General features: G+C 38.3%; 8 protein-coding genes and 1 pseudogene. 4 read left to right on the top strand and 5 right to left on the bottom strand.

All coding sequences use genetic code 11. The features are described from left to right. The first annotated feature begins 100 nt into the window (after positions 1–100). The 4 genes from IEW93_RS20930 to IEW93_RS20915 are packed head-to-tail and all read left to right on the top strand — an operon-like array spanning position 101 to position 5,910. A complete protein-coding gene (locus tag IEW93_RS20930) occupies positions 101–1,630 on the top strand; it encodes a tyrosine-type recombinase/integrase (RefSeq protein ID WP_099458586.1) in 1,530 nt (509 codons plus the stop codon). Next, positions 1,630–3,480, top strand: coding sequence for a hypothetical protein (locus tag IEW93_RS20925; protein ID WP_099458585.1), 1,851 nt, complete (start codon positions 1,630–1,632; stop codon positions 3,478–3,480). The genes IEW93_RS20930 and IEW93_RS20925 overlap by 1 nt, the downstream gene beginning before the upstream one ends. Continuing rightward, positions 3,477–5,468 carry a hypothetical protein gene (locus tag IEW93_RS20920; RefSeq protein ID WP_188741151.1) on the top strand — a complete coding sequence of 664 codons (1,992 nt, stop codon included), beginning with the start codon at positions 3,477–3,479 and terminating at the stop codon, positions 5,466–5,468. The genes IEW93_RS20925 and IEW93_RS20920 overlap by 4 nt, the downstream gene beginning before the upstream one ends. Before the next feature lies 1 nt (position 5,469). After that, positions 5,470–5,910, top strand: a complete 441-nt coding sequence (locus IEW93_RS20915; RefSeq protein WP_011264070.1) for a hypothetical protein — start codon at positions 5,470–5,472, stop codon at positions 5,908–5,910. A 258-nt stretch (positions 5,911–6,168) separates the two neighbouring features. Here IEW93_RS20915 and IEW93_RS20910 read toward each other — a convergent pair whose 3' ends face one another. From IEW93_RS20910 to IEW93_RS20900, 5 genes and pseudogenes are all read right to left on the bottom strand, one after another. Next, positions 6,169–9,078 carry a type III restriction-modification system endonuclease gene (locus tag IEW93_RS20910; RefSeq protein WP_188741150.1) on the bottom strand — a complete coding sequence of 970 codons (2,910 nt, stop codon included), beginning with the start codon at positions 9,076–9,078 and terminating at the stop codon, positions 6,169–6,171. Continuing rightward, positions 9,078–9,428 carry a hypothetical protein gene (locus tag IEW93_RS22145; RefSeq protein ID WP_229706736.1) on the bottom strand — a complete coding sequence of 117 codons (351 nt, stop codon included), beginning with the start codon at positions 9,426–9,428 and terminating at the stop codon, positions 9,078–9,080. The genes IEW93_RS20910 and IEW93_RS22145 overlap by 1 nt, the downstream gene beginning before the upstream one ends. Before the next feature lie 267 nt (positions 9,429–9,695). Further along, positions 9,696–10,532: pseudogene (locus tag IEW93_RS22140) on the bottom strand (site-specific DNA-methyltransferase); the annotation flags it as partial. Then, positions 10,514–10,963 (bottom strand): hypothetical protein, encoded by a 450-nt coding sequence (locus IEW93_RS22135; RefSeq protein ID WP_229706735.1) that lies wholly within the window; start codon positions 10,961–10,963, stop codon positions 10,514–10,516. The pseudogene IEW93_RS22140 and the gene IEW93_RS22135, both read right to left, overlap by 19 nt. 27 nt (positions 10,964–10,990) lie before the next feature. Continuing rightward, on the bottom strand, positions 10,991–11,275 hold the full coding sequence (locus IEW93_RS20900; protein ID WP_229706734.1) for a hypothetical protein: 285 nt from the start codon (positions 11,273–11,275) through the stop codon (positions 10,991–10,993). Between the last annotated feature and the right edge of the window lie 452 nt (positions 11,276–11,727).

Raw genomic sequence — 11,727 nt, 5'->3', positions numbered from 1 at the left:
CACCCATACACTTTTACTTCCACTCTCTAACTATACACGTTTGACAATGTGAGAATGTCCACTATTGTGTTTACAGACTGAATGAATTGGATATCACCACATGGCAATCGTATACGAGATCAAAACAACAGAAATAAAACCATTCACGTATAGAACCCCTCTAATTACGCCTGATGAAAATGGTGAACTATCTATTAAATACTCTCGACAACAACCTAAGCATATTAAAAAGGTTGTTTTGTTGAATTTGGTTGGTAGAAACACTAATGGCGATATAGTCTCATACGAACCAATGGAACAAGTTAATCGCTTTTTACTAGCACACCACCTAAATGACAATAAGCAAGAGTCAGAACAATACAGTAAAGGCTTAGTTCACTACTTTTCATTCTTATTAGAATTACAGCGCTTGTGGGACTCTGAATACGACGAAGACCTTTACGAAGAATTTATTGATCTGCCTAGACCTAGCTGGGATAAATTCCCATTTAGAAAAAGTGATAAAGCTACGTACCAATACCGAGAGGCTCTAATAAAGGCTGTACTTGAGCCTGACACCCCAAACCATACGATAGCCAGAACTACAGCAATTGCATATATGGGTGCTGTAGTTAAGTTTTACTCTTTCCACATCAGAAATGGCTACAAGTTTAACAATCCTCCCTTTGAGCACGAGGTTGTTTCTATACAATATCAGGGAGGCAGTACAAGCATCGGTGCCTACTTGAGTAAAGATATACACACAACAGATCTGCGGTTGAATTTAGGAAAATCTAAACGTAATGACGGTGGTGCACTATCATCAGCTAGACGAGATTTAAAACCCCTAACAAATAAAGAATGGCTTGCCGTAGAGGATATTCTCACCAATACACGTCGAGTTATCAAAAAAGTTGCTGGTGAAACAACTACTTCCAACTTATCAATTGAATATTGCCTGTTCTTTCTTGTCGCACGATACACAGGGCTTAGAAAGGAAGAAGTGGCTAGCCTTCACAAAGGTCAAGTGGCAAAGCCTGGTGAAGATAAGAAAGCAATGAAGCTTGGTGTTGGCGGTCAATACGGCTCATTAACAAAAACCGCTGGATCAGGTAATAAATCTAGGCAAACAATCATCCCCACCCGAATTATGCACCTTTTGTACGAATACACTAGAAGTGATAGATATAAGAAGCGTATCTCGAAATTCAAAGAACATTGTGAACTTAAGCGTCAAAAAGGCGAACTAGGATACTTTGATGGGGAGGATGGAGTAGATGATACAAAAGAGTATTTATTCATTAGCCAAACTGGTGTCCCACTTTTCACTAAACTTCCCGAGGCCAACGCCAGATGGAATGAAATTAGAGCCACTGTAAATATATTGTCTGGGTTTAACCTAACAGCAACTATACACAATCTTAGAGCTACATTTGCGGTATCACTTTTTAGGCTCCTTTTGAGGCGTGTAACTCCTGACAAAGCACTTGCTTTAGTGAGTGAGTGCCTTGGGCACGGTGAAGAGTCCGTAACGTTAATATACCTTAAAATCGCTCAAGACGAACCTACAGGCGATGAAATTTATGAAGATATCCTTGAATTTATAGGTGCATTTGAAGATGCTGATATAAGTGGTATGGAGAGCCAATAATGCCAAAACATAATACCAGAAAGAGAAAATATCTACTTCCAGGTAAAAACTTAATAAAAGGCAAGGCCGAAGTTAAAACCTTACATTTAGCCGATATGGTTATATGTGTAAACGGCAGTATTCTTCGTTTTGAAAGGTTTGCTTTTAAATCCTGTCCAGTATTGTTTCGAGGTTTCAGAAAGGTTGAAACTAGTCAGTTCACTGACATGAAACGAAGCAGTTTTGTGCGTCAAATATACTCTTTGCTAAGTGAGAACGCCACCTCTACCACAGCCTCTAGATATGAAACGCTAATAAAATACGTTAGGTGGGTGGATGATAGTAACGACACTGAATTAATCGATAAAGACATGTTTCACTGGGAACTAATTGATGGATTCATGACATGGTGTGGGAGGCAAAACAGTAAGGGATTACTTTCTCGACCTGTCTGGGGGAGGCACAGAACAAATATTTCATGGCTTTTAAAGCAATTAAATAGGACGCAGGATACCAAAAGACTTCCTAAAATATCAAATGTTTCAGGACACACGACACCCCACAAAAGTCTTGATATTGAGAGAGAATTAAAACCGATCACAAAAAGGTTGTTTAACTCGTACTTTAAGCTTTTAGAACACTATAATGCTGGCACAATGCCTGAAAAACATCCGCTTTATGATAAAGAATTGCTAGAACTAATAGCCCAAAAAAAAGGGATAAAAGGCAGTGACAGAGTTGCCCATTTTGCTGCGTTTTCAAGAGCAGTACAACCCAGCTCAGGGCATAAAAACAACCCCATCACAAAAATAGCAATGATGCTGTGCTATTTGTTTACGGGAATGAATACAACGCCTTTAGCTAAGATGAAAATTTCAGACGTTAATTTCAAAGAGGTGCAGGGTGGAAAGTACATTCTGGATTCCGTGAAAGGTAGAGCTCAACACCAAGAGCAAGATAACGCACTTGGTTTCAGTAAACACGCAAAGGACTTCATTGAAAGCTGGTTAAATGTAGCTAAAAGCATGGCAAATGGTGATAGCAACAGCCCTCTCTTCCCCTACTATAGTAAAGATGGTCAGATAAAGCTTTACTCTGAAATAGGTAGTTCCCCCCATGCAAGCATCAACAAACTATTGACCAGACTGGACTTCCCTAAAATAACCCCTTCAATACTCAGAAAAACCAAAATGGACACTCTGTTTCAAGCAACAGAGTCTGTTTATCTTGTTGCAATGTCGGCAAACAACAGCATTAAAGTTGTTTCATCACAGTATTTACATGGGACATCTGGAGAGCACGAAAAAAAATTAAATGCGGCAATGGATGCTAAATTTTCCAACGCTAAAGGCGTTGATATCAACACCGCAGTTGAAGAGGCTAAATACAAACATTCAAACATTCTTGATCATTATGAGTATGAAGCACTGAGAGAGGGCTCTAACAGGTCTCATGAAGCAAGAACCCCTACAGGGATACGTTGTAATGATAATAAACAAGGTGCTGTAAAAACCATAAATAAAATGCTAGAGCGTATCGGAGTTGAAATGAACTCTGATGAAGAAGCTTGCACCAGCTTTCTTGATTGCTTTGAGTGTGAGCACCATTCATTGGTCTCTGATGTAACAGATATATGGCTAATGATGTCATTCAAGGAAACATTACAAGAGCTTGAAGTAACACCTGCAATTAACTCAATGCCACCTAAGAAAATGAATACACTATTAAACACCATTGAAACTATTCTAGGAGGATTTAGAGATAAATCTCCAGAAAATTATAAGCAAGCCTATGAGCTACAAAAACAAACATCACACCCCTTGTATTCGAATATCTACAGTCTAAATGATCTGCATGAGGTGTTTTCATGACCTCAGTATTAAAACATAATTTAGCTTCAGTACCAGATTATGACGAAAACATACCAGTAAGTAGTTACAGTGATGGCAGTGTTGAAAGCTACATTTTTGATAAAAAGTGGAAGTTTAGCGGCGCTATTCAAGTAGGCGTTGGTGGTCTAACAGGTATCTCTTTTTCACGGATTGACATGAAATACCGCAAGTACATTCAGTCCACACTCGCATACATCATGGATGAATATAAACAAAAGAACAAAACGCATCCAACTATCGGACAACTTCAACACTGGAAGAATGGGCTGAAATATATTGTTCAAAGCCTTGGCGAGTGTAACTGGAACCTTCTATCAGACGACAGAATATTCAAGCAATTCAAGAAATCTTTCAGTGAGCTAGCAATTAAAAGGAGCCTTTCTCAAACACTAATCAACAATGTAGTAACCACTTTTGGTCTGCTAAATAGCCTGAACCTGTGCCATAGGATTGTAACGATAAAAAGCTTAAACATACAAAGTATAAAGCCAACCAAGCAATACATTGCAATTCCAACGAATATCTACCAACAAATACTTAATGATGCTATCTCAACAGTAGAGTCACTGCACCCCCATCGCCATGAAATATCGGCTCTTATGAACCGAATTCAGACTATATACGACGAAGAAAAAAATCGAAAAGACAGATCGTCTTCTCTAGGCCAGATAAACGACAGGACTCGTAATAGAATTCGGAAGATAGGTCATAACATTCCTGATTTTAAGCTTACTCGTGACGGCACAAACATTTCTAATATTCTGACTCCCTGTGCGATAGTTTTACTGGCATTTAGCGGTGTAAGAGTTGGAGAGTTAAATAGCTTTACTAAAGATAGTTACGAAGAAAGGGAAGGAGAACACGGCGATAACATATGCTTTTTGAAAGGTGAAACTACTAAAACAGTCAATGGTATTCCTAAAAAAGAAGTATGGCAAACACACCGCATATCTAAAGATGCACTTGAGTTAGCCTATGACTGCACAGCATATCTTCGCACAACCTACATAGATGATGTGAACAAGCAATACACTGAACAAAAGATCAATTTAGATGAGTACAAAAAAACCTTACGGGTGCTAGAGTCTGTATTTCTGCCAGTAACACTAGGAGGCTCTAAAAAGACCAACTACAGCTCAACGGCTGCACGCTCAAAAAACCTCAAGTCTTATTTGGAACAACTAAATATTAAAGCAACAAAAGAAGATGTTGATTCATTCAATACCCTTAACCCTTCATGGCACGGAGAACTCAAAGAAGGTCAATTCTTACCTAAGATCAGTGCTCATGACTTTAGACGAACATTCGCAGTATTCTTTAAGCGTTATGGATTTGGAACAACGTCAACAATCAAGTTTCAATATAAACACAGAAATATAAACATGTCCGAATATTACGGCAAAAACGCCCAACTTCAGTACTTCGAAGATGTCTTGTTAGACTCTGACTTAATCCAACTATTGCATGAAGAAGGGGTTAACATTGCAGTCGATATGTTTGATGAAATATACAACGCTTCAGAAACGCTAAGTGGGCTAGGTGGAGAACGAATAGCCAAGGATAAGTTTGAAAAACTACGCTCTGGAGACAAGGTATATATGACGCGGACTGAAATTGAGTCCCTAGTTCGCAATGGCACGCTTTCTATTGTCAAGCTACCTACAGGCGGATACTGCACTAATTCGTCTTGCAGTAGAGTGTGTGGTATTGGCGAGTTCTCCGCTGAAATTAAACCATGCGAACATCAGATAATCACAGACAAGGAGGCCAAAAGAACTCAACGTCAAAATAAGCGGCTAATAAATACATTTCGAGATTTGAATAATGGCGACCCTATGATGAAAAGTATACTTATCGGAGTTAAGCAAAAGATAAAAATAAATGAGTCATTGATTATCAACCATGGAATTAAAGTCACAGCCTTTGAGGATAATATCAAAGGCATAATCGCAACCAGTAGAGGTTAATATGAGAAAATCAGGAAAAGCATTAGCGAGATTGCGAGCAGCTTTAGAACGCCTAATTTCGGGCAAGCCACAAAATGTTTCACCTTCAGGTAAATTAACCCTTAATAAAATAAATAACGAAGCTGGACTTGGTAACAGTTACATACACAAATTTAAAGATTTTATTGAAAATGAAGCAAACCCAGCCATTGAGTCGTTTAACGCTAATTACGATCCCGTCAAAGCGAAACTATTACAAAACAAGCAGAATCTAACTGAGAAAGAAAAGCATAAAGCCAGAATGAAGAAAGAAGTCAAACTTAAAGAGCAATACCGCCAAGAGCGAGATGATCTAAAAACTATAAACAAAGAATTAGAAACACAAATTAGTTCTTTGATGTTCAGGCTGTATGAATTACAAGAACAACTTAATGTACAAAATGTTGTGAAGATCTCTCAATAACTATTGCCTTAATGTCGGTGGACAATAAGATCGTGACTCTGACACCAATGTCTGAAACTTTTACATTAAAGATTAAAACTTTTCGGGGTTCATTTGGCTGGTTCTTTTGTGTTTGGACTGCCATTTTATAAAACACGTTTCTGGACAAAAACAATTTAGAACAATCACTCCAATATTGAAGAGGGTGAGTGATAAATTTGAATATAAATTTAACCATTATGAATAGGGAGGCTTCACCTCCCCTTTAAACAGCAAACTCTAAGCACTAACAGATTGCTTGATTAGATCATAAATTACATCGCCAGCAAACTGAGTTTTAAACTCAACCTTCACTTCTTTACTGATCTGGTTGAACAGTTCTTTAGCGTGCTTGATTTTACGCTCTTCCTCTTTTCTAAGTGTATCTTTTCCTTCAACATTTTTAGTTTCAATGATGAAGTTCAGGTAATCCCCTTTACTGGTCTTAACTACATAAGCAAAGTCAGGAGAGTAGCTATAGCCACCCGCTACAGGGATTCTTATTGAGTTTTTAGGGATCTTAGTAAAAACCGATACAGACTCAATTTCACCATCAGTAATGTTGAGCTTTTCCAGCTCAGAATCATAAAACACATCTTCAAATAGATAGCTGTCCAGCGGCGGTACGGAATGATCCGAATGTAAACCGAGATCACTTGCTGTAACATCCTTCAGAGCTTGACCTGCTTCATCTGTAAATTTAGTTGGATGTAGGCTGTTGGAAATGATGTTATATCCTAGCCCAAACTTGTTAAATGAGTTATGCAACAAGAATTTACTAAAGCCTGATTTTATCTTTCTGATGGTTTGAATGTTCAAATAATCAGTAATATTAATCGTGCCTTGCACGGCTACAAATGCTTTATGCAGCGTTGATGGTTTGATAAATGCCGTTTGCGATAGGCGATTAACAAACTCTTTGTAGGTCATAGTACAGAACTTGGTGAAGTCATCATCATCACCAAATACTGTTTTTGACATTGCCGTATCATTGCTCACATACACTTTTTCAATACGTGTTTGAACGCCAGTCTTTTTGAACTTCTCAGACTCTTCAAGCAAATAGGTAGTGAAGAGTTTTAGGAAATCATTCTCGCTAGCGATTTTATACTCTAATACTGCCTTTTGATTGATCATTTCCCACAGTTGCTTTAGCTCATCAAACTTACCAACTCGCATTTTAGAACGAGTTTTGCCCTCTGTGGCAACTTTAATTTTTCCGCTTTTAACACCGCTAGGGAAAGCGTTAGGATACGACTCTTTTAACTGCGTATAAGCCGTTGCCCCGAGTAAGTTTTTACTTTTGTCAATGATCCCTTTTTCAAGTAAGTCCATCATCAAATCCAAAGCCTCAAGGTCAGGGTATTTAGATAAGATTTTATCCTCAAGATCTTGAGTCAACTTAGATGGGACAGTCTCTTTGAAAGATGTCTCATTCACTTCTTGAACTAGAGAGGCAACAAAATCTTTCTCAGTAAAATCTACGAAGTAGTTCAGCCTAAACTCACCATTTACACGAGCCATATATTCATTAACTGGCAAACGTAAGCCTCGTCCCACTTCTTGAAGCTTTGATGTTGTACTACCACTTGAACGTAACTTACAAAGGGTAAAGATGTTTGGGTTGTCCCAGCCCTCTCTAAGCGTCCACTTCGAAAAAATGAATCGTCTAGGGTTATCTAAAGACAAAAGCAGCTCTTTATCGTGCAAAATTTCATTAATCTCTTGCTCGATTTTTTCGTCCTTATCACTGTTATCCTTCGAGAAATAACCACCGTGAACACTACTTATATCAGCAATAGTTCTTTCCAAATACCGCTTGTAGAACTCATCTGTTTCAGTTTTTAGTAGTGCCTTAGCTTCAGCTAAAGTCCACTCTTCAAACTTAGTTTTCAAGCTTCCAGAGATGTTATTTCCGTCACGATAGCCCTCGATGTCATCTATGAAAAACAGAGTCAGAGGCTTGATTCTTGGACGTTGTGTGAGCATTTCTCTCTCAACTTTGAAATGCTCTTTAATCGCCCTACGCATCATATTATCTTCAAGCGTATCTGAGTATGAATATGGGTTGATTGATTCATTAACTTTAAGCTCAACACCATTACTCAGAACGATCATTTTTGTGTTCATCGACTCAACGTATAGGTCGTGAATTTCAGTGTGAGCCTTCGCTAATGATTCACCTTTACCAACTTTGATGGTGCTCTTTGTACCGTTTTCATTTAACTCAAAGCTTGCCTCTTTTGTGGTCGATTTTTTGAGCGTCAAGCTAGCAACATCATCACCGACCATCTCCTCAATAAAGGTATTAATGCCTTTAACGAGATCATCATTAAATGCGTCAACGGCCGTTAAACGATAGACAAGATTTTCGTAATCCTCGTTAAACGTTGCGCCATAGCGGATGATGCTTTGAGCATTAAACTTTTCAATGTTATTCCACGTTGTCTTTGCTTTAGGAAACTTATGCGGTTCATCAATGATAACGAATGGCTTTACGGCACCAATTGCTTCAATCGGTGTGTTGTACCTGTTATCCAATAAGCCACGGTCATATACTTCCGTCAAAGATGGGGAGTTAACCATTCCTGAGTTAATCACCATTACGTGAATGTATTTTTTGTTGTAATTATTTGCTTCTACAAAATCGTGAATCGCTTGGGGCATAAACGATTTGGTGTTTTTCTTAGATGTTTTTTTACTTTCAACAACATACGTTTTAAGTTCACGCTCTGTCTCTCTAAAATGTTCTTTAAGCGCATCACTTTTAAGAAAGTTCACCGTACCAGCTTTGATCGAAAGCGTTGGTACAATGATGATGAATTTATTGATACCAAAAGCTTTGTTCAGCTCGAACATTGTTTTTGTGTAAGTGTAAGTCTTACCTGTACCTGTTTCCATCGAGACATCAATCACATTACTATTCTCGTTGTAATGCTCTTTGCTGTGCTCGATAGCATTAAACTCGTGAATAGCCTTTATATTTGAACGTTGCTGTGGCTTGGTGATAACGAGTTCTGGATTCGCCAAGAGCCGAACACTTTGATCGTCGTCGAGTTGTGGCTCTGCACCGATAAACATATTGAGAACTGCGTCAACACCAGCTTTTTGGTGTGGCAAATTCTTTTCAAAAGTAAATCCTTTGCTCATCAGTTACGTACCACCACATCAATCTCGATAGATTTCTTATTTGCATAGCTCTTCAGTGCTTCGTTCAACTCCATCTGCTTAACACTGTCAAAGCTGTTGGCATAATAAACAATCTTGTTTGGGTCAAAATCTTTGTCATCCGTATCATCAAGTTTGTGAAGTAAAGCTTTGAGCGCATTGCTACTAAAGTCTGGGGCGATCATATACAAGCGTCTATCACACAGATGCGCTGTGTAACCATCGAGATCAATATCGTGGATAGGTGTCGTTAACTCACTACCGTCATACAAAGCCCAAGTGATGAGTAAGGTTTGATACTGCTCCTCAGTGAGTAGAACATCATCGAACATCGTAAGATTGGATAAGGTTAGCTCTTTATCATTTTCTTCAACTCGAAAATCTTCTACTGTTTCAAAAATTTTAAAGCCTAGATCGCCTTGATACTCTTTTTCTCCCTCCCGTAGAAAATTAGCTGCTCTTATGATTCTTTCTTTCGTTAATTCAAAGACATCCTCAAAGCCAGCTTTATAAACATCACTTTTCTCAGAAGTCGCCTCTGGAATTTGAATGGTAATAAACTGGCGATTTCCACCATCATCAGCGTTTAATTCTAGAGTTGAAGCAGCAGTCGTTCCTGAACCTGCAAAAAAATCTAAAACTATCGAGTTCTTGTTAGACCCAATTTGTAATATTTGTTTTATTAATGAAACTGGTTTCGGTGTTTCAAAAGTAGATTCACCATTAAATAGCCTTTTTAGTTCCTGGGTAGCAGATTGATTATGCCCGACATCTTCTTGCCTCCATACTGTCATAGGGATTAGACCACCTTGAATTTCTGAAAGAAATTGCTTAACTCTTGGAACATTATTTCCGTCTTTTCCGAACCAAATTCTTCCTTCTTCTAACCAACGCTTAAAAGTAGTTTCTGACGGCGCCCATTGCCTGCCTTTAGGCGGAGTATGTTTTTTTCCTGTTGGTGATGTAATCACATATGAATGATTGGCAGCTTTAGTTTTTGACGTCAAATCGCCACTAGTCCATAGTCCTCTATGATCATTGTCGGGATTCTTAAATTTTGTAAGATTACTTTCACCTCTAGGTAAAAGATTAGGCTTCCAAGCAACCTTACTTTTAGAGTATGCGAGAATGTAATCGTGTGTAGTACTTATTGATGAATCATCATTTTGTGGAGAAAATTTCTTTTCCCAAATAATGTTAGCTATAGCATTAGACTCACCAAAAACCTCATCACACATTAGTTTCAACTGGCCTATTTCATTATCATCAATAGAAATGAAGATGGCACCATCTTCGGCTAGTAATTCCCTCGCCACATACAAACGTGGATACATGAAAGTAAGCCAAGCGCTATGACTACTGGAACCTTGATCAGCAAAGCTTAAAATACGCTCTGCCTCATCAATGTCGATACCAGCTAATTCTGAAAGTTGTTCTTTAGTAAATTTACGGTCATCGTTATAAGCAAACGCATCAGAACCAGTATTGTACGGTGGGTGTAGATCATTTTGATTTTTTCACTATAGGCATTGACCAAGTGCTTTAAAACCTCAAGGTTATCGCCCTTGATAAGCAAGTTGTTACTGTCTTTATGCCTGTCTTGAGTGTTATGCTCTACATCTGCATGAATCAGAGTTTTAGGTGGTAAGTTCGCCAACAAACGAGAGTATGATTTACCTAACCAATTCAACGAATAGCTTTCTTTTGACAGTTCAATCTCACTGTCATTCACCACTTCAAGCATTCTCTCTTGAATGAAATTACCATCACGATCAAAGCAATTTGGGAAATGTTTCTTGAGAATCGCAAGCTGTTTGCTATTGGCGGTCTCAACGTTTGAATATACTGTTTCTTCTTTAATGTTCATCTTTGTTCCAAATTCAATGATTTGTGATTAATCGTTGTCTGATTGAGCTGTAATTTTAATAGATGCTTCTGTAAGCCCAATACGCAATAGCTCAGCGATAGCACCGTCTAAACTCTTGAAGATACGAGCCTCATAAGGCTGCCTAGAACTACTTAATACTAACGGCTCACCTTTCCACTCCATACCGTTAAATACGACCGTGTATTCACCTTTGCAGCCCACAACTTGTGCCTGATCTAAAATGCCGTTCTTAACTCTTTCTTTCGCCATAGAGCTAAGAATGCAGTTTCCACCATTTAACCCTGAAATCATTCTGACTCACTCAATAATCGTTTTTGCCACAATATCAAATATCGTAGCAAGACTGTAGTGTTGTATCAGATTTCGACAAATAAGTATTTATGCAAAGTAGGGAAACTTACTACTTCACTGGTAGGGCTTTGGTGAAACTAATAATGGGGCAAAAGTGTGTTTCAAACTTTGTTGGCACACTTATCTAAGATAGCCATGTTGATAAAGCATAAGTTTCGATCTTTATTGTCACAATCACCACTCGACGACTACGAACCAATCTGGCATGCGAGACTGAGAAGTTTTAGACATTAATGTTATGCCACACTTAATTGTTGAGAATTAATGAGCCCCATATTAAAAAATTCTCAACTTATTGCTTCATATCGATGAGAATTACACAAATCAGGCTACAGGCTTTGTTCAGAAAGGTTTTTCATAACATTTTAGGGTGTAAAACGTGTAACGGTGAA

It is taken from the genome of Shewanella inventionis (genome assembly GCF_014641855.1).
Lineage (GTDB): Bacteria > Pseudomonadota > Gammaproteobacteria > Enterobacterales > Shewanellaceae > Shewanella > Shewanella inventionis.
The sequence above is the reverse complement of the archived record's forward strand: the minus strand, read 5'-3'. Positions and strand labels throughout refer to the sequence as shown.

Excerpts from the sequence above, each read along its gene's own strand:
- IEW93_RS20930 (WP_099458586.1), top strand. The coding sequence starts at position 101 with ATGGCAATCGTATACGAGATCAAAACAACAGAAATAAAACCATTCACG.
- IEW93_RS20925 (WP_099458585.1), top strand. The coding sequence starts at position 1,630 with ATGCCAAAACATAATACCAGAAAGAGAAAATATCTACTTCCAGGTAAA.
- IEW93_RS20920 (WP_188741151.1), top strand. The coding sequence starts at position 3,477 with ATGACCTCAGTATTAAAACATAATTTAGCTTCAGTACCAGATTATGAC.
- IEW93_RS20915 (WP_011264070.1), top strand. The coding sequence starts at position 5,470 with ATGAGAAAATCAGGAAAAGCATTAGCGAGATTGCGAGCAGCTTTAGAA.
- IEW93_RS20910 (WP_188741150.1), bottom strand. The coding sequence starts at position 9,078 with ATGAGCAAAGGATTTACTTTTGAAAAGAATTTGCCACACCAAAAAGCT.
- IEW93_RS22145 (WP_229706736.1), bottom strand. The coding sequence starts at position 9,428 with ATGTTCGATGATGTTCTACTCACTGAGGAGCAGTATCAAACCTTACTC.
- IEW93_RS22135 (WP_229706735.1), bottom strand. The coding sequence starts at position 10,963 with ATGAACATTAAAGAAGAAACAGTATATTCAAACGTTGAGACCGCCAAT.
- IEW93_RS20900 (WP_229706734.1), bottom strand. The coding sequence starts at position 11,275 with ATGATTTCAGGGTTAAATGGTGGAAACTGCATTCTTAGCTCTATGGCG.